The organism is Variovorax sp. GW821-FHT09D07 (assembly GCF_059416345.1).
In genome coordinates, this window is sequence record NZ_JBWKOY010000011.1 from 51,372 (window position 1) to 72,296 (window position 20,925).

23 protein-coding genes and 1 tRNA gene are annotated in these 20,925 nt (G+C 69.5%); 11 read left to right on the top strand and 13 right to left on the bottom strand.

The features are described 5' to 3' along the window. Positions 1 to 20: 20 nt before the first annotated feature. On the top strand, positions 21 to 1,157 hold the full coding sequence (locus tag AC07OX_RS28080) for a PilT/PilU family type 4a pilus ATPase (protein WP_062482331.1): 1,137 nt from the start codon (positions 21 to 23) through the stop codon (positions 1,155 to 1,157). Positions 1,158 to 1,225: 68 nt separating this feature from the next. Then, positions 1,226 to 2,134 carry an NAD(P)-dependent oxidoreductase gene (locus AC07OX_RS28085; RefSeq protein WP_492699597.1) on the top strand — a complete coding sequence of 303 codons (909 nt, stop codon included), beginning with the start codon at positions 1,226 to 1,228 and terminating at the stop codon, positions 2,132 to 2,134. Positions 2,135 to 2,164: 30 nt separating this feature from the next. Here the strand turns inward: AC07OX_RS28085 and AC07OX_RS28090 are convergent, their stop codons facing one another. From AC07OX_RS28090 to AC07OX_RS28100, 3 genes are all read right to left on the bottom strand, one after another. Beyond that, on the bottom strand, positions 2,165 to 2,962 hold the full coding sequence (locus tag AC07OX_RS28090; protein ID WP_495262901.1) for a BON domain-containing protein: 798 nt from the start codon (positions 2,960 to 2,962) through the stop codon (positions 2,165 to 2,167). Beyond that, positions 2,959 to 3,600: an SIS domain-containing protein gene (locus tag AC07OX_RS28095; RefSeq protein WP_062482322.1), complete on the bottom strand. Its 642-nt coding sequence runs from the start codon at positions 3,598 to 3,600 to the stop codon at positions 2,959 to 2,961. The genes AC07OX_RS28090 and AC07OX_RS28095 overlap by 4 nt, the downstream gene beginning before the upstream one ends. 85 nt (positions 3,601 to 3,685) lie before the next feature. After that, complete coding sequence (locus AC07OX_RS28100) at positions 3,686 to 4,057, bottom strand: YraN family protein (RefSeq protein ID WP_095950096.1); 372 nt, start codon at positions 4,055 to 4,057, stop codon at positions 3,686 to 3,688. Positions 4,058 to 4,105: 48 nt separating this feature from the next. On the opposite strand from AC07OX_RS28100, the gene rsmI reads away from it, so the two are divergent. Next, the gene (gene rsmI, locus AC07OX_RS28105; RefSeq protein WP_495262900.1) at positions 4,106 to 5,062 is read left to right on the top strand and encodes a 16S rRNA (cytidine(1402)-2'-O)-methyltransferase; all 957 of its coding nucleotides are present in this window, start codon (positions 4,106 to 4,108) and stop codon (positions 5,060 to 5,062) included. Positions 5,063 to 5,064: 2 nt separating this feature from the next. Here the strand turns inward: rsmI and AC07OX_RS28110 are convergent, their stop codons facing one another. The 4 genes from AC07OX_RS28110 to AC07OX_RS28125 form a co-directional block, all read right to left on the bottom strand. Next, positions 5,065 to 5,793 (bottom strand): glutathione S-transferase, encoded by a 729-nt coding sequence (locus tag AC07OX_RS28110; protein WP_495262899.1) that lies wholly within the window; start codon positions 5,791 to 5,793, stop codon positions 5,065 to 5,067. Positions 5,794 to 5,882: 89 nt separating this feature from the next. Beyond that, the gene (locus AC07OX_RS28115; RefSeq protein ID WP_062481748.1) at positions 5,883 to 6,110 is read right to left on the bottom strand and encodes a hypothetical protein; all 228 of its coding nucleotides are present in this window, start codon (positions 6,108 to 6,110) and stop codon (positions 5,883 to 5,885) included. A gap of 161 nt (positions 6,111 to 6,271) precedes the next feature. Further along, positions 6,272 to 6,346 (bottom strand) — tRNA-Arg (locus AC07OX_RS28120). 42 nt (positions 6,347 to 6,388) lie between these two features. Further along, positions 6,389 to 7,057 carry a TetR family transcriptional regulator gene (locus tag AC07OX_RS28125; RefSeq protein WP_062481751.1) on the bottom strand — a complete coding sequence of 223 codons (669 nt, stop codon included), beginning with the start codon at positions 7,055 to 7,057 and terminating at the stop codon, positions 6,389 to 6,391. Positions 7,058 to 7,236: 179 nt separating this feature from the next. Here AC07OX_RS28125 and AC07OX_RS28130 point away from each other — a divergent pair, with 179 nt between their 5' ends. The 4 genes from AC07OX_RS28130 (at position 7,237) to AC07OX_RS28145 (ending at position 13,880) form a co-directional block, all read left to right on the top strand. After that, complete coding sequence (locus AC07OX_RS28130) at positions 7,237 to 8,532, top strand: efflux RND transporter periplasmic adaptor subunit (RefSeq protein WP_062481754.1); 1,296 nt, start codon at positions 7,237 to 7,239, stop codon at positions 8,530 to 8,532. Between the two features lie 15 nt (positions 8,533 to 8,547). Further along, entirely contained in the window at positions 8,548 to 11,715 is a 3,168-nt protein-coding gene (locus AC07OX_RS28135; protein ID WP_062481757.1) for an efflux RND transporter permease subunit, read from the top strand. After that, on the top strand, positions 11,708 to 13,132 hold the full coding sequence (locus AC07OX_RS28140) for an efflux transporter outer membrane subunit (protein ID WP_495262898.1): 1,425 nt from the start codon (positions 11,708 to 11,710) through the stop codon (positions 13,130 to 13,132). The genes AC07OX_RS28135 and AC07OX_RS28140 overlap by 8 nt, the downstream gene beginning before the upstream one ends. Positions 13,133 to 13,247: 115 nt before the next feature. Continuing rightward, on the top strand, positions 13,248 to 13,880 hold the full coding sequence (locus AC07OX_RS28145) for a c-type cytochrome (RefSeq protein ID WP_489062070.1): 633 nt from the start codon (positions 13,248 to 13,250) through the stop codon (positions 13,878 to 13,880). Positions 13,881 to 13,981: 101 nt separating this feature from the next. Here the strand turns inward: AC07OX_RS28145 and AC07OX_RS28150 are convergent, their stop codons facing one another. The 4 genes from AC07OX_RS28150 to AC07OX_RS28165 all read right to left on the bottom strand — a co-directional run bounded on the left by AC07OX_RS28150 (position 13,982) and on the right by AC07OX_RS28165 (position 16,930). Further along, complete coding sequence (locus tag AC07OX_RS28150) at positions 13,982 to 14,530, bottom strand: DUF2946 family protein (RefSeq protein WP_495262897.1); 549 nt, start codon at positions 14,528 to 14,530, stop codon at positions 13,982 to 13,984. Further along, positions 14,523 to 15,539: a YheT family hydrolase gene (locus tag AC07OX_RS28155; protein WP_495262896.1), complete on the bottom strand. Its 1,017-nt coding sequence runs from the start codon at positions 15,537 to 15,539 to the stop codon at positions 14,523 to 14,525. The genes AC07OX_RS28150 and AC07OX_RS28155 overlap by 8 nt, the downstream gene beginning before the upstream one ends. A gap of 82 nt (positions 15,540 to 15,621) precedes the next feature. Further along, on the bottom strand, positions 15,622 to 16,074 hold the full coding sequence (locus AC07OX_RS28160; RefSeq protein WP_099793396.1) for a YybH family protein: 453 nt from the start codon (positions 16,072 to 16,074) through the stop codon (positions 15,622 to 15,624). Between the two features lie 52 nt (positions 16,075 to 16,126). Next, entirely contained in the window at positions 16,127 to 16,930 is an 804-nt protein-coding gene (locus AC07OX_RS28165) for a Rossmann-fold NAD(P)-binding domain-containing protein (RefSeq protein WP_495262895.1), read from the bottom strand. Between the two features lie 47 nt (positions 16,931 to 16,977). Between AC07OX_RS28165 and AC07OX_RS28170 the strand changes: the two genes are divergently transcribed. The 4 genes from AC07OX_RS28170 (at position 16,978) to trxC (ending at position 19,566) form a co-directional block, all read left to right on the top strand. Then, on the top strand, positions 16,978 to 17,577 hold the full coding sequence (locus AC07OX_RS28170; RefSeq protein WP_172438430.1) for a LemA family protein: 600 nt from the start codon (positions 16,978 to 16,980) through the stop codon (positions 17,575 to 17,577). 12 nt (positions 17,578 to 17,589) lie between these two features. Then, the gene (locus AC07OX_RS28175) at positions 17,590 to 18,519 is read left to right on the top strand and encodes a TPM domain-containing protein (RefSeq protein WP_495262894.1); all 930 of its coding nucleotides are present in this window, start codon (positions 17,590 to 17,592) and stop codon (positions 18,517 to 18,519) included. 5 nt (positions 18,520 to 18,524) lie between these two features. Further along, positions 18,525 to 19,055, top strand: a complete 531-nt coding sequence (locus AC07OX_RS28180) for a TPM domain-containing protein (protein ID WP_070063861.1) — start codon at positions 18,525 to 18,527, stop codon at positions 19,053 to 19,055. A 61-nt stretch (positions 19,056 to 19,116) separates the two neighbouring features. Beyond that, complete coding sequence (gene trxC, locus AC07OX_RS28185; protein WP_070063801.1) at positions 19,117 to 19,566, top strand: thioredoxin TrxC; 450 nt, start codon at positions 19,117 to 19,119, stop codon at positions 19,564 to 19,566. Between the two features lie 18 nt (positions 19,567 to 19,584). On the opposite strand, the gene AC07OX_RS28190 is transcribed toward trxC, so the two are convergent. Both AC07OX_RS28190 and AC07OX_RS28195 read right to left on the bottom strand, forming a co-directional pair. Continuing rightward, positions 19,585 to 20,109, bottom strand: a complete 525-nt coding sequence (locus tag AC07OX_RS28190; protein WP_495262893.1) for a DUF3617 domain-containing protein — start codon at positions 20,107 to 20,109, stop codon at positions 19,585 to 19,587. A gap of 69 nt (positions 20,110 to 20,178) precedes the next feature. Continuing rightward, positions 20,179 to 20,883, bottom strand: a complete 705-nt coding sequence (locus AC07OX_RS28195; protein WP_495262892.1) for a phosphatase PAP2 family protein — start codon at positions 20,881 to 20,883, stop codon at positions 20,179 to 20,181. Positions 20,884 to 20,925 lie beyond the last annotated feature (42 nt).

A 20,925-nucleotide genomic window follows, 5' to 3' on the forward strand; every position in this document is an offset into this window, starting at 1 on the left:
AGACATCAAGGAGCGCTCTCATGGAACGCGATCAAGCCAGCCAGTTCATCAACGACCTGCTCAAGCTCATGGTGAGCCGCAACGGCAGCGACCTGTTCATCACCGCCGACTTTCCGCCGGCCATCAAGGTCGACGGCAAGGTCACCAAGGTCTCGCAGCAGGCGCTGGGCGCGCAGCACACGCTGGCGCTCACGCGCTCGATCATGAACGACCGCCAGACGGCCGAGTTCGAGCGCACCAAGGAGTGCAACTTCGCGATCTCGCCGACCGGCATCGGGCGCTTTCGCGTCAATGCCTTCGTGCAGCAGGGCAAGGTCGGCATGGTGCTGCGGACCATTCCCGCCAAGCTGCCGACCATCGATGGCCTGGGCATGCCGCAGGTGCTCAAGGACGTGGCGATGACCAAGCGCGGCCTCACCATCCTGGTGGGCGCCACGGGTTCGGGCAAGTCGACCACGCTGGCCGCGATGATCGACTGGCGCAACGAAAATTCGTACGGCCACATCGTCACGGTGGAAGACCCGGTCGAGTTCGTGCACCCGCACAAGAACTGCGTGGTGACGCAGCGCGAAGTGGGCATCGACACCGACAGCTGGGAAGCCGCGCTGAAGAACACGCTGCGCCAGGCGCCCGACGTGATCCTGATGGGCGAAATCCGCGACCGCGAGACCATGGAGCACGCCGTGGCCTTCGCCGAAACCGGCCACCTGTGCATGGCCACGCTGCACGCCAACAGCGCCAACCAGGCACTGGACCGCATCATCAACTTCTTCCCCGAAGAACGCCGCGCGCAGCTCCTGATGGACCTGTCGCTGAACCTGCGCTCGCTGGTGTCGCAGCGGCTGGTGCCCACCGAAGACGGCCAGGGCCGCGTGGCCGCCGTCGAGATCCTGCTGAACACGCCGCTGATCTCCGACCTGATCTTCAAGGGCGAAGTGGGCGAGATCAAGGAGATCATGAAGAAGAGCCGCAACCTGGGCATGCAGACCTTCGACCAGGCGCTGTTCGACCTGTTCGAGGGCAACGCGATCAACTTCGAGGAGGCGATCCGCAACGCCGACTCGGCCAACGACCTGCGCCTGCAGATCAAGCTCAACAGCCAGCGCGCGCGCAGCACCGACCTGGCGGCCGGCACCGAGCACTTCGCGATCGTCTGAGGCCGCCCCGCCGGCGCACCGCGGGGCGCGCCGGCCTTGTTTCTTTCTTTGGCTTTAAGCTGTCGGCCATGAGCAGCATCAACCCCCGCACCTACGAATCCGTTCCCGCCCAGACGGTGGCCTTCCTCGGCCTCGGCGTCATGGGCGGGCCCATGGCCGGGCACCTGGCCAAGGCCGGCCACACGGTCACGGTCTACAACCGCACGCCCGCCAAGTCGCAGGCCTGGGTCGCCGAGTTCGGCGCCCCCGGCCGCCACGCCCCCACCCCGCGCGAAGCGGCGGCCGGCGCGGACATCGTGTTCTGCTGCGTCGGCAACGACGACGACCTGCGCTCGGTGGTGCTGGGCGACGACGGCGCCCTGGCCGGCATGAAGCCCGGCGCCGTGCTCGTGGACCACACCACGGCCTCGGCCGACGTGGCACGCGAGCTGTCGAAGGCGGCGCAGGCGCGCGGCCTGCACTTCATCGACGCGCCCGTGTCGGGCGGCCAGGCGGGTGCGCAGAACGGCGCGCTCACCGTCATGTGCGGCGGCGACGCGGCCGTGTTCGAGCGCATCCGTCCGGTGGCCATGGCCTTCGCGCGCGCCGTCACGCTGCTGGGCGACAGCGGCGCGGGTCAGCTCGCGAAGATGGTGAACCAGATCGCCATCGCAGGGCTGGTGCAGGGCCTGTCGGAAGCCATCGCCTTCGGCCAGCGCGCCGGCCTGGACATGGAAGCCGTGCTCGGCGTCATCGGCAAGGGCGCGGCCCAGAGCTGGCAGATGGACAACCGCGGCAAGACCATGATCGAGGGCAAGTTCGACTTCGGCTTTGCCGTCGACTGGATGCGCAAGGACCTGGGCCTGGTGCTCGACGAAGCCAAGCGCAACGGCGCGCGCGTGCCGGTGACGGCGCTGGTCGACCAGTTCTATGCCGACGTGCAGCAGGCCGGCGGCAGGCGCTGGGACACCTCCAGCCTCATCATCCGGCTCAAATGAAAAAAGCCCGCGGAAGCGGGCTTTTTGGTTTCAGCGGACCGGCGAGGTCGTTGCACCGCCGGCCGGCGCGGGCAGCGGCTCCATCGGCGGCAGCGGCACGCGCGAACCCGAGGAGGAAGCACCCGGCGTCGATGGCGTCGCGTTGCTCACCGGTGCGGGGCCCGTGCCGCCGCGCTGCGCGGCGGACTGGTTGGCCGCCTGGCTCGCGGCGAGGTCGGCCTCGCTCACCACCTCGACCACGCGCACGACCTTCGCCACGCCCGTCACGCCGCGCGTGATCTCGGTGGCGCGGTCGGTTTCGCGACGCGTGGCGATGCCCATCAGGTAGACCGTGCTGCGCTCGGTCACGACCTTGAAGGAGTTGGCGAAGATGTCCTTGGCGTCGAGCAGCGAGGCCTTCACCTTGCCGGTGATGTACAGGTCGTTCGAGCGGTCCTGGAAGGTGCTCGGGGCGCCGATGGTGAGTTCGTTCACCACCGAGCGCACGTTGACCACGCGGCTCACCTCGTCCTCGACGCGGCGGCGGTCGGCGTCGTTGCCGACGGCGCCGGTCAGCAGCACCTGGCGGTTGAAGCTGGTGACGCTCACGTACATGTTGTCGTTGGCGATGTCGCGCACGCGGGCCGCGGCGCGCAGCTCGATGCCCTGGTCGTCGAGCTGGGCGCCCGAACTGCGGCGGTCGGTCGCCACCATGCCCACGCCCACCACCGCGGCGCCGCCCACGACGAGCGGCACGCAGGCGGACAGTCCGGCCACCAGGGCGGCGCCCATGGTGAGCGCCAGGGCGAAACGTTGGGTCGAGGCCTTGGTCAGGGTCGTCATGGTCATGAGGAAACTTCCTGTTCTCCGAGTAACTGGGCATCCACGCCGTCGCACAGGCAATGCAGCGCGAGCAGGTGGATTTCGTGAATGCGCGCCGCACGCTCGTGCGGCACGCTGATCTGTACATCGGTTTCGCGCAGCGCGCGGCCGATGGCGCCGCCAGTGCCGCCGACGCCGGGCGCCGCGGTGGCCAGCCCCGTGGCGGCGTTGCCGAGCAGCGCCACCACCGTCATGTCGCGCTCATGCGCGGAAAGCACGGCGGCCAGCACCGCGGACGACTGCCCGCTGGCGCTGAGCACCAGCAGCACGTCGCCGGCCTGGCCGAGCGCGCGCACCTGGCGCGCGAAGCGATCGGCATCGGCGGCCTGCGGGCTGTCGGCCGCCGGGTCGGTGGTGTCGCCGGGCAGTGCGATGGCGCCCAGCTCGGGCCGCTCGCGTTCGAAGCGGCCCACGAAGTTCGACGCGAACTGCGCGGCCAGCAGGCCCGACACGCCGGCCCCGCAGGCCAGCACCTTGCCGCCGCTGGTCACGCAGGCCAGCAGGGCCTGCATCGCTTGAGAGATGGGTTTGCTGAGGACCGGGCCGGTCTGGTATTTGAGGTCGGCACTGTCGATGAAGTGCTGCTGAATCCGTTGCTCGAGCATGGGGCGCGATGATAACTGGGGGTCGTGAAACAAGAAGTTTGAGTGGTGGAGCCTTCAGCAAGGCTTCAGTTCCCTGGCGGGTGCGTCAGCCGGCATCGAAGGCGGCTTTCAGCCAGGTGATTTTCTCCTCGATCAGCACCACATCGAAACGGCATGGCGGCAATGCGCGCAAACGGCCCAGGTAGTGCCGCGCGGCCAGCACGATGCGCCGCTGCTTGCCCGCCGTGATGCTGCCGCCCGCGCCGCCGTGCGAGGCCGCGCTGCGCTGTCGCACTTCGACGAACACCAGGGTGCCGTCGCGCGGATCGCGCATGATCAGGTCGACCTCGCCGCCGCCGCGCCCCGGCGTCCGATAATTGCGCGCGACCGGCACGAGGCCGGCCCGGCGCAGGTGGTCGAGCGCGGCGTCTTCCGCCGCATCGCCGCGATGCTTCGTCGTCGTGGTGCTTGCCGTCATGGCTCCCTGCCCTGTTTTTTTGTTTTCGCTGCCCTACGGAGAAACCTCTTGGCCTCACTCGCCCCTGCTTCCTTCGGCGCGGCCCTGCCGGCCGCGCTCGACGCCGCGGGCGCGCAGCATTATCCGCAGGGCACGCTGTACGTCGTCGCCACGCCGATCGGCAACCTGGCCGACATCACGCTGCGCGCGCTGCATGTGCTGCAGCTGGTGGACGCCGTCGCCTGCGAGGACACGCGCCACACGCAGAGCCTGCTGCGCGCCTACGGCATCGACCGCCCCGGCGCCCAACTGCTCGCGGTGCACCAGCACAACGAGGCCGAGGCCGCGCAGGCCGTGGTCGCGCGGCTCGCGCAGGGCGAGCGCATCGCCTACGTGAGCGACGCCGGCACGCCCGGCGTGAGCGACCCCGGCGCGCGCCTGGCCGCCGCCGTGCGCGCGGCCGGCCAGCGCGTGCTGCCGCTGCCGGGCGCGAGCAGCGTCGTCACGCTCGTGAGCGCGGCGGGGCTGGTGGCCGACGGCGGCGAGAGCAGCCACGCGCACAACAGCAGCGCCTTCGTGTTCGCGGGCTTCCTGCCGAGCAAGGCCGGCGAGCGCGACACCGCCGTGCAGGCCCTCGCGCAGGAGCCGCGCGCCGTGGTGCTGCTGGAAGCGCCGCACCGCATCGACAGCCTGGCCCGCGCGCTGGCCGTGCTGGGCGAGCGCCGCATCACCGTCGGCCGCGAGCTCACCAAGCAGTTCGAAGAAATCGCCACCGTGGCCGCCAGCGCGCTGCCCGACTGGTTCGGCGCCGACCGCGACCGCACGCGCGGCGAGTTCGCATTGGTGCTGCACCCCGTGGCGGTGAGCGGCGACGGCGGCGCGGAAGGCGAGCGCGTGCTGCGCCTGCTGCTGGCGGAACTGCCGGTGAAGACGGCCGTGAAGCTGGCCGCCGAGATCAGCGGTGCGCCGCGCAACACGCTGTACGAGCTGGCGCTGCGCATCCGCAACGAAGCTGGCGACGACTAGCCTCAGCCGTCCAGTTCGGCATAGCGCCGAAAGATCCCGTCCTCGTTGAACGCAATGCGGCGCGGACTGCGCAGGTAGTCGTGCACGCGCTGGCGTCGCCGGATGTTGGCGTGCAGCTTCACGACCGCAGGCGTGGCGGCGAGCGCCCGCGCGGCAGCCTTGGGAAAGGCGTACTGCAGCCCCTCCACCAGCTGGAACAGCGACAGGTCGGCATAGGTCAGCACGTCGCCGACCAGGTGCAGGTCGCCCGAAGGGTTGCGCTGCAGCACCTGCTCGAACCAGTTCAGGAACTTCGGAATGCGCGCCTCGCGGAAGGCCCGCGCACGCTGCAGGGCCGCGTCGCGCTGGTCTTCGTAGTAGTCGCCGGTCGAGATCGGGTGGTGGGTGTCGTGCGCCTCGGCCACCGCGTCGGCGATGGTGAGCTGCAGCTGATGCGTCCACAGCCCGTCGGATTCGCCGATGCCGGCCAGCCCGAGCTTGGGGCCGAGGTACAGCAGGATCGCTGCGGTCTGGCCGACCACGATGTCGCCGTCGACGAGGAACGGCGGTGCGAACGCGGCGCGCGGGTTGCCGGGATCGCCGAGCCGTCGGCCCAGCGCGGACTCGCCGCCGCCTTGCGAGGCGGGCAGCCGCGCGACATCGACGTAGTCCGCGCCCGCTGCTTCGAGTGCGAGCCGCACGAATTCGCCGCGGCCCTGGATCGTGGGCCAGTAATGAAGTTGGTATGCCATGCGGCCATGGTGTCAGGGCCGGCGGGGCGCTGCAACCGATGACCGGCTGCGAGGGATGTCAGATCAGGCGACGAAGGCGCGCGGCCGGCTCACCAGAACTTCCACCACGGGCGCGGCGGCTGGCGCAGGGCCAGGGGGCGGGTGTCCAGGTCGGCGCTCTGGCTCGGCGGAATCGAATCGCCGAAGCGGCGGCGCATCTCGGCCTCCAAGGCATGTGCGATGCCGCGGGCCTGTTTCTCGCCGCGCAGCGCGCGCCGACGCCATTCGGCGGCGTGTGCTGCGAGGCTGGTTTCGTCCAGTTCGGAGAGCTCCATCATGCGGGGAATTTTTACATGCGTGCGTCCGGGTGACAGGGTGCAACGGCGTGTCACGGCCCGGTCGCGCGGATCTCCGGATCGGCCTTGTCGCGCAAGGCCGGGCCGGTTCGGGGAAGAAGTGAAAAAACCGGAAGCCCTTGCGGAATTTCCGGTCTTGAAGGTGGTCCCGCCGCCAGGAATCGAACCTGGATCTCAGCCTTCGGAGGGCCGAATTCTATCCGTTGAAATACAGCGAGAGGGGTGCTCCGGAATGCACCGGAGCCACACATTATGGCCTATCAGGCCGCGGCAGTTTCCGCGTCGTGCGCCGTCGGGACGCCACCGGCCGGCGTGCGCGGAAAACCGAGCCCGGCCAGGTAGACGCGGAAGGTGCGCCGGCCGGTCGACACGAGGTCGAAGGCCGTGGGGTCGAGCAGCCAGTTCTGGATCAGCCCGCCCATCAGGGCGTGCATGCCCTGCGCCGCGACCGCACCCGGCAACGGCAGCCGGATGCGGGCGCGCCGCGCGGCCAGCCGCAGGGCCTTTTCGAAATCGACCACGCAGGCGTTGCGCGCGTCCAAGTGGCGCTGCTGCACCGAGGCCATGTCGTGCGTGTACTCGACCTTGTGGGTCGCGATGTCGAACACGCGCCGCACCTGCGGGTCGGCGACCATGAGCGTCAGCGCATGGATCAGGCCTTCCTCGATCTCGACCAGCGGGTCATCGCCGGGGATGTCGCTCTTTGGCGGCGTCTCCAGCGGCAGGATCACGCGCTCCATCATGGCGTTGAACAGATCGGCCTTGTCCTTGAAGTGCCAGTAGATGGCGCCCCGGGTCGCGCCGGCCTGCTGCGCGATCTGCTGCAGCGTGGTCTGCGAAACACCTTGCGCCTGAAACAGCAGTTCCGCGGCATCGAGCAATCGATTCCGCGTCGCCAGTGCTTCTTCCTTCGTACGACGTGCCACCAAGTCTCCTGATTTGTAAAGCGAACGCCCTTTGCGTATCGTGGGGCCATTGCATGGCTGTCACTATACATCCATGAATGTATGTAAACTAGCGCGCTTCTCGGATGGCCCACCTGCCCGTGCTGGTTTACGGATCTCTCCCGCAAACGCGCCATCTCCCGTCTTCGCATCAAAGGAATCACATGCCTCTTCTGCATGTCTCGCGTCAACCGTCCTTGTCGTTTTCGCCGCGTCTCGCGACCGTGGCCCTCGTCTCCCTCCTGTTCCTGGCCGCCTGCGGCAAGGGCGAGGCCCCGGCCGGACCGGGCGGCGGTGGCGGTGGCGCCCGTCCGGCGCCTGAAGTCGGCGTGGTGACGGTCAAGCCCACCGACGTGGGCCTCGTGACCGAGCTGCCCGGCCGCCTCGAAGCCTCGCGCATCGCCCAGGTGCGCGCCCGCACGCCGGGCATCCTGCTCAAGCGCGAGTTCCGCGAAGGCAGCGACGTGAAGGCCGGCCAGTTGCTGTTCCGCATCGACCCCGCACCGCTGGTGGCCGCCACGCAGAACGCCCAGGCCGCCCTGGCCCGCGCCGAAGCCAACGCCGTGCAGGCCAAGGCTCTGGCCGACCGCTACAAGCCGCTGGTCGAAGCCAACGCCGTGAGCAAGCAGGAATACGCGACGGCCGTGGCCTCCGCCAAGACGGCCGACGCCGACGTGGCCGCCAACCGCGCGCTGCTGCAGACCGCCAAGATCAACCAGGGCTACGCCGATGTCACCTCGCCCATCGCAGGCCGCATCGGCCGCGCGCTGGTCACCGAAGGCGCACTGGTCGGCCAGGGCGACGCCACCGAGCTGGCCGTGGTGCAGCAGATCAACCCGCTGTACGTGAACTTCACGCAGTCGGCCTCCGACGTGCTCAAGCTGCGCCGCGCCGTGGCCGCCGGCCAGTACAAGCGTGCCAGCGGCGAAGAAGCCGCGAGCATCCGCGTGGTGCTCGAAGACGGCACCGACTACGGGCAGGACGGCAAGCTGCTGTTCTCCGACCTCACGGTCGACCCGACCACGGGCCAGGTCACGCTGCGCGCCGAGATCCCGAACCCCAAGGGCGAGCTGCTGCCCGGCCTGTACGTGCGCGTGAAGCTCGAGCAGGCCCAGGTGACGAACGCGATCACGGTGCCGCAACAGGCCGTCACGCGCACCCAGCAGGGCGACCACGTGACGGTGGTCAGCGCCGACGGCAAGCTGAGCCAGCGCACCGTGAAGATCAGCGCCGCCAAGGACAACCAGTGGGTGGTGCTCGACGGCCTGAAGGCCGGCGAACAGGTGATGGTCGACGGCTTCCAGCGCCTGCAGATGATGCCGCCCGGCACGCCCGTGAAGGCGGTGCCGTGGCAGAAGCCGACGCCCAACGGCGCGGCTGCACCCGCGGCACCGGCAGCGTCTGCTGCCGCAGCGGCACCCGCCGCCAGCCCGGCTTCGGCCCCGGCTGACAAGAAGTAATCAGGAGCGCCTCGCATGGCCAAATTCTTTATCGACCGACCTATCTTCGCGTGGGTGATCGCACTGTTCATCATCGTGGTGGGCGGCGTCGCCATCACGCAGTTGCCGATCTCGCAGTACCCGCCGGTGGCCCCGCCGGCCATCGTGATCAACGTCGCGTACCCCGGTGCCTCCGCGCAGACCCTCGAGGACAGCGTGCTGTCCGTGATCGAGCGCGAGATGAACGGCTCGCCCGGCCTGATCTACATGGAATCGGTGGCCCAGGCCGACGGCACCGGCGCCATCACCATCAGCTTCGAGGCCGGCACCAACGAAGACCTCGCGCAGGTGGACGTGCAGAACCGGCTCTCGCGCGCCACGCCGCGGCTGCCCTCGGCCGTGACGCAGCAGGGCGTGCGCGTGGACAAGTCGCGCAACAACTTCCTGCTGTTCGCGATGCTGTCCTCGGACAACCCCGACTTCGACCCGGTGGCGCTCGGTGACTACGCCGCGCGCAACATCGTGCCGGAACTGCAGCGGATCGACGGCGTGGGCCAGGCCCAGCTGTTCGGCTCCGAGAACGCGATGCGCATCTGGATTGACCCGGCGAAGCTGCAAGGCTTCAACCTGTCGGCCAACGACGTCAATGCCGCAATCCGCGCGCAGAACGCCCAGGTGGCCTCGGGCACGCTCGGCGACCTGCCGAACATCCCCGGCCAGGCGATCTCCGCCACCGTCACGGTGAACGGCCAGCTCAACAGCGTCGAGCAGTTCCAGAACATCGTGCTGCGCGCCAACACCGACGGCTCGACCGTGCGCCTGAAGGACGTGGCGCGCGTCGAACTCGGCGGCCAGAACTACGCCACCTCCGCACGCCTGAACGGCGTGCCCGCGGTCGGTATCGGCGTGCAGCCCACGCCCACCGGCAACGCGCTGAAGTCGGCCAAGGCCGTGCGCGCCAAGATGGCCGAGCTGGAGCGCTACTTCCCCAAGGGCGTGAAGTGGGACATTCCTTATGACAGCTCGCGCTTCGTGCAGATCTCGATCTCCGAAGTGGTGAAGACGCTGTTCGAAGCCATCGCGCTGGTGTTCCTGGTGATGTTCCTGTTCCTGCAGAACTGGCGCTACACGATCATCCCGACGATCGTGGTGCCCATTGCACTGCTGGGCACCTTCGCCACGCTGCTCGCATTGGGCTTCTCGATCAACGTGCTCACCATGTTCGGCATGGTGCTGGTGATCGGTATCGTGGTGGACGACGCCATCGTGGTGGTGGAGAACGTCGAGCGCATCATGAGCGAAGAGGGGCTGTCGCCGCTCGACGCCACGCGCAAGGCAATGCAGCAGATCTCGGGCGCCATCATCGGCGTGACCGTGGTGCTGATCTCGGTGTTCGTGCCGCTGGCTTTCTTCGCGGGTTCGACCGGCAACATCTACCGCCAGTTCTCGGCGGTGATGGTGGCCTCGATCGGCTTCTCGGCCTTCATGGCGCTGTCGCTCACGCCGGCGCTGTGCGCCACGCTGCTCAAGCCGGTGGAAGCCGGCCACCACCATGAGAAGCGCGGCTTCTTCGGCTGGTTCAACCGCGGCTTCTCGCGCACGGCCAAGGGCTACGAAGGCGTGGTCGCGCGCATCCTGCGCCGCGCCGCACGCTACCTCGTGATCTACGCCGCGATCATCGGCGCCGTCGCGTACTTCTACACGCACCTGCCGAGCTCGTTCCTGCCCGAGGAAGACCAGGGCAACATCATCGTGAACGTGCAGCTGCCCCCGGGCGCGACGCAGGAGCGCTCGCTGTCGGTGATGCAACAGGTCGAAGGCTTCATCCTGAAGCAGCCTGAAGTGCAGAGCATCGTGAGCGTGATGGGCTTCAGCTTCTCCGGCCAGGGCCAGAACGCAGGCCTCGCCTTCGTGACGCTGAAGGACTGGGAAGAACGCAAGGACCCGGCCAACTCGGCCAGTGCGCTGGCCGGCCGTGCCTTCGGTGCGCTGTCGGGCATCCGCGACGCCTTCATCTACCCGCTGAGCCCGCCGCCGATTCCCGAGCTGGGCAACGCCAGCGGCTTCAGCTTCCGCTTGCAAGACCGCGCGGGCGCGGGCCACGAGGCGCTGATCAACGCGCGCAACCAGCTGCTGGGCATGGCCTCGCAGAGCAAGATCCTCGCGCAGGTGCGCCCTGACGGCCTGGAAGACGCGCCGCAGCTGGAGATCGACATCGACCGCGACAAGGCCAACGCCCTGGGCGTGAGCTTCGACGCGATCAACAGTGCGCTGTCGACCTCGCTGGGTTCGAGCTACATCAACGACTTCCCGAACCGCGGCCGCCTGCAGCGCGTGGTGGTGCAGGCCGATGCGCCGGCACGGATGCAGCCGGACGACCTGCTGCGCCTGAACGCCGTCAACACCAAGGGCCAGCCGGTGCCGCTGTCGGCTTTCGCGACCACCAAGTGGGTCTCGGGCGCCACGCAGACCGTGCGCTACAACGGCTACCCCGCCATCCGCATCAGCGGTGACGCGGCGCCGGGCCAGAGCACGGGCGCGGCCATGGCCGAGATGGAAAAGCTCGCCGGCCAGCTGCCGCAAGGCTTCGGCTTCGAGTGGACCGGCCAGTCGCGTGAAGAAAAGCTCGCCGGCTCGCAGGCCATGATCCTGTACGGCTTCGCGATCCTGGCGGTGTTCCTCTGCCTGGCCGCGCTGTACGAGAGCTGGTCGATCCCGCTGTCGGTGATCCTGGTGGTGCCGCTGGGCGTGCTGGGTGTGCTGGTGGCGACGATGCTGCGCGCCTATTCCAACGACGTGTACTTCCAGGTGGGCCTGATCACCATCATCGGCTTGTCCGCGAAGAACGCGATTCTGATCATCGAGTTCGCGAAAGACCTGCAGGCGCAGGGCCGCGGCGTGGTCGAGGCCGCGCTCGAGGCCGCGCACCTGCGGTTCCGTCCCATCATCATGACCTCGCTGGCCTTCGGCCTGGGCGTGCTGCCGCTGGTCCTGGCTTCGGGCGCAGGCTCGGCGAGCCAGCGTGCCATCGGCACCGGCGTGCTCGGCGGCATGGTGACCGGCACGGTCCTGGCCGTGATCTTCGTGCCGGTGTTCTTCGTGGTGGTGCGCACGCTGTTCAAGGGCAGCGCGCGCCAGCACGAGGCCGACAAGCGGCATGCGGCAGCTGCCGGCATCACGGGAGACACCACACACCATGACTAAGAAACCTCTGATCCCCACCGTGCTGGCCGCCGCGATGCTGCTGGCAGGCTGCTCGCTGATCCCGACCTACGAGCGCCCCGCGGCGCCGGTGCCGACGACCTACCCGGGCGACCCGGCGCAGCCGTCGGGCCCCGCCGCAGCCGCCCTGCCGTGGCAGGACTTCTTCACCGACCCGCGGCTGGCGGGCCTGATCCAGACGGCGCTGGCAAACAACCGCGACCTGCGCGTGTCGGTGCTCAACATCGAGCAGGCGCGCGCGCAGTTCCAGATCGAACGCTCGGCGCTGTTCCCGGCACTCGGTCTCACGGGCACGGGCTCGCGCTCGAGCCCCAACGCCTACCAGGCGATCGATCCCAGCCAGGGCAGCGTGGCCTCGCAGTACGCGGTCAACTTCGGCTTCACCGCGTGGGAGCTCGACTTCTTCGGCCGCATCCGCGCGCTGAAGGACCAGGCGCTGTCGCAGTACCTCGCCACCGAAGAGTCGCGCAAGGCCGCGCAGATCAGCCTGATCGCGGCCGTGGCCAGCGGCTGGCTCACGCTGCTGGCCGACGACGAGCTGCTCGAGATCACGCGCCAGACGATGGTCACGCGCGACGAGTCGGTGCGCCTGACCAAGCTGCGCTTCGACAACGGCGTGTCGTCCGAGATCGACTTCCAGGCCGCGAACTCGCAGGCCGAGACCGCACGCGCCGCCTATGCGCAGCAGCAGCGCGCCCGCCTGCAGGATGAGAACGCACTCGCCCTGCTGCTCGGCGCGCCGGTGCCGGCCGAAGCCACCGCCGGTGGCGCCAAGGGACTCGCGGGCATCCGCCCGATGCCCGACGTGCCGGCCGGCCTGCCCTCCGACCTGCTGACCGAGCGGCCCGACATCCGTGCGGCCGAGCAGCAGCTGATCGCAGCCAACGCCAACATCGGCGCTGCGCGCGCGAACTTCTTCCCGCGCGTGTCGCTCACGAGCTCGATCGGCACCGCGAGCAGCGAGTTCTCGGGCCTGTTCGACCGCGGCACCAAGGCCTGGAGCTTCGCGCCCACGGTCACGCTGCCGATCTTCGATGCGGGCCGCAACATCGCGGGGCTCAACTCGGCCAAGGCCGGGCGCGAGATCGCGGTGGCGCAGTACGAGAAGTCGGTGCAGACCGCCTTCCGCGAAGTGGCCGATGCGCTCGCGGGCCGCGCCACGCTGGGCGAGCAGGCACGCGCGCAGACCGCTCAGGCCGACGCCGAGGCGGTGCGCTACAAGCTCTCCGACCTGCGCTATCGCAACGGCATCGCCAGTGCGCTCGACCTGCTCGACGCACAGCGTTCGCTGTTCACGGCGCAGCAATCGGCCGTGGCCACGCGCCTGCTGCAATTGCAGAACCAGGTCACGCTGTACAAGACGCTGGGTGGCGGCTGGACCACACGCAACAACGGTTGAGACACCTGCGCGTCCGATATGGAGAGGTCAATTGCCCGCGCGGGCAAAGGGCCTCTCTATAATCGCCGGTTGGTTAGAAAAAGCCCCCGACGAGCCCCCCGTTATTGAGGACGCCATGAGCGCAGACCCGCACAACCAGGCCACAGAAGAAGCCCATACCGGCCCGATCAAGAACCCGAAGCAACTGCTGCTCGCGGTATTTTTCTCTTTCATCATTCCGATCCTGATCATCGTGGGCCTCGTGTCCTATGTGGTCTCGGGCACCAAGCCCGCCGGTACCGCGGAGGGCGACAACATGGCGCTCTACGGCGTGACCAAGGAATCGCGCGACCGTGAAGTGGCCGAGCGCCTGAAGAAGGTCGGCTCCATCGAGATCCGTGACGCGAACCGGCCGCTGGCCCTCGGCGAAGCCGTGTTCAAGGCCCAGTGCGTGGCCTGCCACGGCGCACCCGGCATCCCCGGCGCCCCGCACCTGAACGACGCCGCAGCCTGGGGCCCGCGCATCGGCCAAGGCTACGCAACGCTGCTCGAGCACGCGCTCAAGGGCAAGGGCGCGATGCCCGCCCAGGGCGGCGGCGACTTCGAAGACATCGAAATCGGCCGTGCCGTGGTGTACCTGGCCAACGCCGGCGGCGCCAAGTTCCCGGTGCCGGACCGTCCGGCAGCGGCTGCCGCGCCGGCCGAAGGTGCTTCGGCTGCGGCCAGTGCACCTGCTGCTGCTGAAGCAGCCAGCGCGCCGGCCAAGTAAGCAATTTATTGATCGACGGCGCCTCGCGCGCCCACAAAAAAACCGGCCTCGAGGCCGGTTTTTTTATGCCCGGATGGCCCGGATTGCTATCTTTTCAATAGCTATACAGCCGCAGTGGCATGGCGTTCTGCCGGACTCAGCACATGCCCGAAGCGCCCCGGCAGGTCGGCCGCCTGCACCGCCTCCGGCGTCCAGATGCCTTGCTCGATCGCTTCGGCGGCGATGCCCACGTCCTGCGTGTGCACCAGCCCGAGCCCTGCCGGCGCAACCAGATAGAGCCGGCCCTGCTCATCGAGCAGGCAGCCCGTCACCTCGGCCGGCGCGCCCGTGTGGGCCGTGACCGTGAACGTCTTCGCGCCCTGCTGCGCCACGCGCCACACCAGCGGCGCCGCCTCCAGCTCGACATACACGCGCTGCGGCCCGTTCTGGAAGAACCACTGGCCGTCGGCGTCGTGCTCGTAGTTGCGGTGGATGAAGTCGATCAGCTTGTCGTGCCGCAGCATCGAGCCCTTGGCGCTGCGGAACGGCCCCTGCGCCTGCGTGCGGTCGTCGCGCATGTACCAGTTGCCGCGCGCGTCCAGGCCCAGCCAGCCGTAGCAGTGCGGCACGTTCGGCCACTTGGCCAATGCCTGTTTGACGATGTCATCCATGGACCGTATTTTGCGCCCGCGTCGACGAGAGATGGTGGGCCAGCCACCCGCCCACGCGCTCGGGCATTCCGCCCACATGCCCCGGCGGCAGGCCGAGCGGAAAGCCCACGTGGCCACCACCCGCGGGCTGCCACAGCGTGACGTGCGACCCGACCTCGCTGGGCCCGGGCAGGCTGCGGGCCGGAATGAAGGGATCGTTGCGCGCGTTCACCACGAGCGCGGGCACGCGGATCGCGCCCAGCAGCGGCTTGGACGAGCCGCGCGCCCAGTAGTCGTCGGTGTTGCGAAAGCCGTGCAGCGGTGCCGTGAAGACGTCGTCGAAGTCGTAGAGATCGCGCGCCGCCATCAGCCGGTCGCGGTCGAACAGGCCCGGGAACTGCGCCAGCTTGGCCAGCGCCTTGGGCTTCATGGTCGCGAGGAACATGCGCGTGTAGACCAGCCGGTTGAAGCCGCGCCCGATCGCCTCGCCGCCCGCCGCCAGGTCGAGCGGCGCGCACACCGATGCCACCGCGTCGACCGAGGCGCGCGCGGTCTCGCCGGCCTCGCAGGCCCAGCGCAGCAGCGCATTGCCCCCCAGCGACACGCCGGCCGCCAGCACCGGCCCGCCGCCGCCCTGCACCACGTGCTGCGCGTGCATGCGCCGCAGGATCCAGTCGATCTCCTCGTGGTCGCCCGAGTGGTAGGCGCGCGGTGCGAGGTTCAGCTCGCCGCTGCAGCCGCGAAAGTGCGGCACCGCGAAGGCCATGCCACGCGACGCGGCAAAGGCCGCGAAGGCCTCGGCGTAGTGGCTGCGCGAGGAGCCTTCGAGCCCGTGGAACAGCACCAGCAGCGGCCGGGGGCCGGGCTGCGGCGCGTCGGCGAAGTCGACGTCGATGAAGTCGCCGTCCGGCGCGGTCCAGCGCTCGCGGCGGTACACCGGCGCCGCCCCGTCGAAGCGGCGCGCGCACAGCGCGGCCCAGATGGTCTGCAGGTTGCCGCCGGGCAGCCAGCGCGGGGCGTCGTAGCCCATCGCGTCGTATGCAACGGGCGACGCGGAATCCGGAGAGAAAGAGGAAGAAGGAAAGGGAGAGGCCATCGCTCGGGGGCAGGACTCAGTGAAGAACCTGCGGCGTATCGTTCGCATCGTCCGGCTCGCGCGCGCTGCCCGGGCTCGCGTGGTGCGCCACCAGGCGCCAACCCTGCGCGGTCTTGTGATACACGTTGGTGGCCAGCACGAAGGCATGGCGCGGCCCCTCGGCCGTGAGCACCTCGATGCGCTCCAGCACGTTGTGCACGGCGCTCGCCAGCGACTCGATCTTGCGCACGCGCGCCGGCGTCGCATGGATCGCACCGTTGCCGAACATCTGCTCGAAGGCCGCGCGGATCGCCACCGCGCCCACCAGCCGTGGGCCGCCCGGGTGGACGCAGAACACCTCGTCCTCGTCGGCCCAGCAGGCCATCAGCGCATCGACATCGCCGCGTTGCAGCGCTTCATAGAAGGCGGCCTCGACATCGTCGGCAGTGCCGCCGATGGCCGCGGCGGCGCGGAAAGGGGTCTTGGGCATGGCGGTGAAGGGCGAGAGCGAAGGGGGTGTGGCGGATTTTGCCCTGCCCGTGTCACGGCCATGTGGCAGCAGGTGACTGGGCCGCGGGGGCTTCGGGGACGGACGCGGGAATCAGCCACGCGCGCGCCGCCGCCTCGGTGGCGCCCTGCGCGGCCTGCCACACCATCTCGGGCGCCGCCACGTGCACGCCCGGCGGCGCCACGCGCAGCGCGAGGTCGACCAGCTCGGCCATCTTGGGCGCGCGCACCGGCTGTTCGTTGGCCGGCACCATGAACCGCATGATCGACAGCATCCAGGCCGCCAGCCGCTCGCCCATGTTGGCCAGGCGCACGGCGGTGGGCTTGCGCGCCGAGCGCAGCAGGATCACGCGCTCGAAGCCGCAGGCGACCACGGCCTGCTCGTCGAGGCTGGCCAGCCCGCGCTTGAGCGCCTCGGGCAGCCGGCCGCGGTCGTGCGGCTGCACGATGGCCAGCGTGCGCACGCCGCTGGCACGCAGCCAGCGCGCCAGCTCGGGCAGGTCGGCAGGTTCGGGGTGCCACAGCGCTCGCTCGCGGCCGTGGTACAGGCGCGGCGGGTCGAAGGCGATCACCGCCACATCGGCCGCGACGGGCGGCCATTGCGCGATCGGCAGCGCCGGGCACTGAACCGTCTCGACGCCGGGCAGCCCGTCGTGCATGGGCTCGCGCGCCAGCACGCGCGTGCGCTGGAAGCGGTGGCGGCCCGCGAGCCGGTGCAGCAGTTCCTGGCCGAGCGCGCCGGTCGCACCCGCGATCAGCAGCGTGCCGGCGGGCGGCGCGGCCACCGGCGGGACCGCGCGGTTCGCGGCCTGCAGGGCGTGGAGGGGATCGAGGGCCATGACCCCATCTATGCTAACTTCGGCCTCCTTCTGCGGAGGTAATGCAAATGATGATGAAGCGCTGGTTCCTGATTCTCGCGGCCGTCCTGTCCCTCAGCGGATGCGGCTACAACCAGTTCCAGTCCCTCGACGAGGCCAGCAAGTCGGCCTGGAGCGAGGTCCTCAACCAGTACCAGCGGCGTGCCGACCTCGTGCCGAACATCGTCGCCACCGTGAAGGGCGAAGCCAGCTTCGAGCAGGACACGCTCACCAAGGTGATCGAGGCACGCGCCAAGGCCACCTCGATCCAGGTGACGCCCGAGACGCTCAACAACCCCGAGGCCTTCAACAAGTTCCAGCAGGCGCAGGGCGAGCTGTCGTCGGCGCTGTCGCGGCTCATGGTGGTGGCCGAGCGCTACCCCGACCTCAAGGCCAACCAGGCCTTCCGCGACCTGCGCGTGACGCTCGAGGGCACCGAGAACCGCATCACCGTGGCGCGCAACCGCTACATCGAGAGCGTGCAGGAGTACAACGTGCTCGCGCGCAGCTTCCCGACCAACCTCACGGCCATGGTCTTCAGCTACAAGCCGAAGGCGAATTTCTCGGTGCAGAACGAAGCCCAGATCTCGACGCCGCCCACGGTCGATTTCAGCACCCCCAAGAAGTAAGAAGCGGCGCCGATGGCCGCAGCCCTGATCCGCCGCGCACTGGCAGCGATCTTCATCGCGGCCCTCGCATGGGCCGGCCTGCCCGCGCTCGCGCAGGGCCTGCTGCCGATCCCCACGCTCACGGCGCGCGTGATCGACCAGACCGGCACGCTCGACGCCGCACAGCGCTCGGGCCTCGAAACCAAGCTCGCGGCCTTCGAACAGCGCAAGGGCTCGCAGATCGTGGTGCTGATGGTGCCGACCACGGCGCCCGAAGACATCGCGAGCTACGCGCAGCGCGTGGGCGACACCTGGAAGATCGGCCGCAAGGGCGTGGGCGACGGCCTCCTGGTCATCGTTGCCAAGGACGATCGCAAGATGCGCATCGCCACCGCCAAGACGCTCGAAGGCGCGGTGCCCGACCTCGCGGCGGTGCGCATCATCGACGAAGAGATGAAGCCGCGCTTTCGCAACAACGACTTCGCGGGCGGCCTGAACGCGGCGGTGGACCGGCTCATCGGCCTGGTCGACGGCGAGCCGCTGCCCGAGCCTTCGCGCAACAGCAGTAGCGGCAGCAGCAACGATGGCTTCGACTGGGAGAACCTCGCGATCTTCCTGTTCGTCGGCGTCTTCGTCGGCGCACCGATCGCGCGCGCCATCCTGGGCAAGACGATGGGCTCGGTCGCCATGGGCGGCGGCATCGGCGTGGTCGCGTTCTTCCTCACGACCAGCACGGTCATCGCGGTGATCGCCGGGCTGATCGCGCTCATGGTCTCGCTGTTCTCGGGCCTTGCCGGCTTCGGCCCCGGTCGTGGCGGCCGAGGCGGTGGCGGCGGGGGTGGCTGGAGCAGCGGTGGAGGTGGCGGCGGCTGGAGCAGCGGCGGCGGCGGAGGTGGTGGCGGCGGATTCAGCTCCGGCGGCGGTGGCAATTTTGGCGGCGGCGGCGCGTCGGGAGACTGGTGAACCTCATGGCAACTGCAGACCCCACGCTCTTCTCGAAGCTCGGCCGCATCTGGCGGCATCGCTGGACCGACGAAGCCGCGGTGCGCCGCGTGCTGCCGGCCGATGCGATGCAGCGCCTGGCCGGCCGCGTGGCCGCGAGCGAGCGGCGCCACAGCGGCGAGATCCGCATCTGCGTCGAGGCCGGCCTGCCGATGTCCTACCTGTGGCGCCACGCACCACCCCGGGAACGCGCCGTCACGCTGTTCGGCAAGCTGCGCGTGTGGGACACCGCGCACAACAACGGCGTGCTGATCTACCTGCTGCTGGCCGAGCACGCGATCGAGATCGTGGCCGACCGCGGCATCGACGCCCATGTGGGCAGTGCCGAATGGGCCGCCATGACGCAGCGCATGGCCGTGGCCTTCCGCGAAGGCCGCTTCGAGGACGGCATCACGCTGGCGCTGGAAGAGGTGTCGGCGCTGCTGATGGCCCACTTCCCGCTGGCCGACGACCAGCCCGACACCAACGAGCTGCCCGACGCGCCCGTGGTGCTCTGAGGCCCGGCGCCCTCGGTGCCCGCGCCTTGCAATCCGCGCACACGGCCCCTATTTTTCGGACATGACCGAATCCGAATCGCTGCACATCGTCTGCCCGCACTGCCACACGACCAACCGCGTGCGCACGGCGCAACTGGGCAGCGCGCCCGACTGCGGCAGCTGCCACCGCCCGCTGTTCACCGGCCACTCCACGGCACTGCCCGACGTGGCCACCTTCGATCGCCACATCGCGCGCAACGAGATCCCGGTGCTGGTCGATTTCTGGGCGCCCTGGTGCGGCCCGTGCCGCCAGATGGCGCCGGCCTACGAGCAGGCGGCGGCCCAGCTCGAACCGCAGGTGCGGCTGGCCAAGGTCGACACCGAGGCGGTGCAGGCGCTGGGCGCGCGCTTCAACATCCGCAGCATCCCGACGCTGGCGCTGTTCAAGGGCGGGCGCGAGGTCGCGCGGCAGGCCGGCGCGATGGGCGCGGCCGACATCGTGCGCTGGGTCAAGGCGAACGGCGCGGGCTGATCCAGCAACCGGCCGCGCTCACTTGCGCGGCGGCATCTTCGCCATCGCGTCGAGCATGTTCATCTTCATGCCGTTGCCCATGACCATGTCGCCCGGCTTCTGGCCCGGCTTGCAGGGGCCGACCCACTTGGCGTCGACAACGCTCGTGCCTTCGGTGCGGCCCATCAGCGGCGGGCTGTAGGTCGACTTGCTTTCGACGCGGTAGGCGCTGCTGAAGTCGCCGGTCATCACGGCGCGCGAGGTCGCGGTGGTGGGACCGATCTTGCAGACCGAGTCGATGACCAGCTTCACGCCTTCGAGGCGCAGGTCCTGCTTGGAACACATGTCCTTGCCCATGCCCTGGCCCATCTCGCGCATCGCCTTGTCGGTGGCCGCGTCGATGCATTGCTGGATCGTCTGGCCCGGCGCCTTGGCAGCTGCCGCACCGCCCTCGCCGGTCTGGATTTCCCACAGGCCCGGCTTGCGCGCCGGGTAGTCGATGGCCAGCGCGGGGCCGGCGAGAAGACAGGCGGCGGCAGCGAGGGAGAACGGGCGAAAGGTCATGGCGGGCTCGGTGGACGGCGATGCCGCTTTGTACCGTCGGCGCCCGCGCGGCGGAATACCGCGATCGGTCTACGCCGCCCGCGCCGCGACCGGTGCCAGGGCGGCCGAGGGCCGCTCACGCAATGCGAAGCCCATCGCCAGGCCGAGCCCGAGGCCGCCCAGCACATCGATCAGCACATGCTGGCGCACGGCCATCGTCGAGTACACGATGGCCACCGCCCACGCGAGGTTGAGCAGCCGCAGCCAGCCCGGCGCGCCGGCCTCGCGCAGCTGCCGCGCCAGCACCATGCAGGCGAACACCGAGAACGACACATGCAGCGATGGAAAGGCGTTGCCCGCCGCATCGAAGGTCTTGAGGAAGTGCAGCGACGAACCCGGCGCGGCATCGATCGCGAAGTTCGGGATCGCCGTGGGCATCCACCAGAACACGGCCAGCGCGATCGACGTCATCACCGCGCAGCCGATGGCGATGGTGTTCAGCTCGCGCCGGTCCCTGGCCAGCAGCACCGGCAATGCGATGTAGGCCCACAGCGTGAGGTACACGGGCAGCATCGCCGGCCAGAACGCGATCAGCCGGTCGACGGCCGTGAGCGGCAGCACCCACGCCGGCCCGGCGTGGTGCATGACCCAGAAGTACAGCGGAAAGAAGCCCAGCGTGGCGACGGTGTTGCCGGCGAGCTTGAGCAGCCACAGCGTCCGGCAGCGCTGCCAGAGGGCGCGCGGCCATGAAGGTAGCGGCGAAGGGGCGTCGAAAGATGAGGAGGAGTGCGTCATGGCGGCCGCTGGTGCCGCAGCCTCGCCTCGTTTCAACGAGGC

Coding starts and splice junctions, on each gene's coding strand:
- AC07OX_RS28100 (WP_095950096.1), bottom strand. CDS start 4,057: ATGACGGCAAGCACCACGACGACGAAGCATCGCGGCGATGCGGCGGAA.
- AC07OX_RS28140 (WP_495262898.1), top strand. CDS start 11,708: ATGACTAAGAAACCTCTGATCCCCACCGTGCTGGCCGCCGCGATGCTG.
- AC07OX_RS28095 (WP_062482322.1), bottom strand. CDS start 3,600: ATGCTCGAGCAACGGATTCAGCAGCACTTCATCGACAGTGCCGACCTC.
- AC07OX_RS28085 (WP_492699597.1), top strand. CDS start 1,226: ATGAGCAGCATCAACCCCCGCACCTACGAATCCGTTCCCGCCCAGACG.
- AC07OX_RS28175 (WP_495262894.1), top strand. CDS start 17,590: ATGGCCGCAGCCCTGATCCGCCGCGCACTGGCAGCGATCTTCATCGCG.
- AC07OX_RS28145 (WP_489062070.1), top strand. CDS start 13,248: ATGAGCGCAGACCCGCACAACCAGGCCACAGAAGAAGCCCATACCGGC.
- AC07OX_RS28170 (WP_172438430.1), top strand. CDS start 16,978: ATGATGATGAAGCGCTGGTTCCTGATTCTCGCGGCCGTCCTGTCCCTC.
- AC07OX_RS28180 (WP_070063861.1), top strand. CDS start 18,525: ATGGCAACTGCAGACCCCACGCTCTTCTCGAAGCTCGGCCGCATCTGG.
- AC07OX_RS28190 (WP_495262893.1), bottom strand. CDS start 20,109: ATGACCTTTCGCCCGTTCTCCCTCGCTGCCGCCGCCTGTCTTCTCGCC.
- AC07OX_RS28110 (WP_495262899.1), bottom strand. CDS start 5,793: ATGGCATACCAACTTCATTACTGGCCCACGATCCAGGGCCGCGGCGAA.
- AC07OX_RS28195 (WP_495262892.1), bottom strand. CDS start 20,883: ATGACGCACTCCTCCTCATCTTTCGACGCCCCTTCGCCGCTACCTTCA.
- AC07OX_RS28115 (WP_062481748.1), bottom strand. CDS start 6,110: ATGATGGAGCTCTCCGAACTGGACGAAACCAGCCTCGCAGCACACGCC.
- AC07OX_RS28080 (WP_062482331.1), top strand. CDS start 21: ATGGAACGCGATCAAGCCAGCCAGTTCATCAACGACCTGCTCAAGCTC.
- AC07OX_RS28160 (WP_099793396.1), bottom strand. CDS start 16,074: ATGCCCAAGACCCCTTTCCGCGCCGCCGCGGCCATCGGCGGCACTGCC.
- AC07OX_RS28150 (WP_495262897.1), bottom strand. CDS start 14,530: ATGGATGACATCGTCAAACAGGCATTGGCCAAGTGGCCGAACGTGCCG.
- AC07OX_RS28135 (WP_062481757.1), top strand. CDS start 8,548: ATGGCCAAATTCTTTATCGACCGACCTATCTTCGCGTGGGTGATCGCA.
- trxC (WP_070063801.1), top strand. CDS start 19,117: ATGACCGAATCCGAATCGCTGCACATCGTCTGCCCGCACTGCCACACG.
- AC07OX_RS28165 (WP_495262895.1), bottom strand. CDS start 16,930: ATGGCCCTCGATCCCCTCCACGCCCTGCAGGCCGCGAACCGCGCGGTC.
- AC07OX_RS28090 (WP_495262901.1), bottom strand. CDS start 2,962: ATGACCATGACGACCCTGACCAAGGCCTCGACCCAACGTTTCGCCCTG.
- AC07OX_RS28130 (WP_062481754.1), top strand. CDS start 7,237: ATGCCTCTTCTGCATGTCTCGCGTCAACCGTCCTTGTCGTTTTCGCCG.
- AC07OX_RS28155 (WP_495262896.1), bottom strand. CDS start 15,539: ATGGGCTACGACGCCCCGCGCTGGCTGCCCGGCGGCAACCTGCAGACC.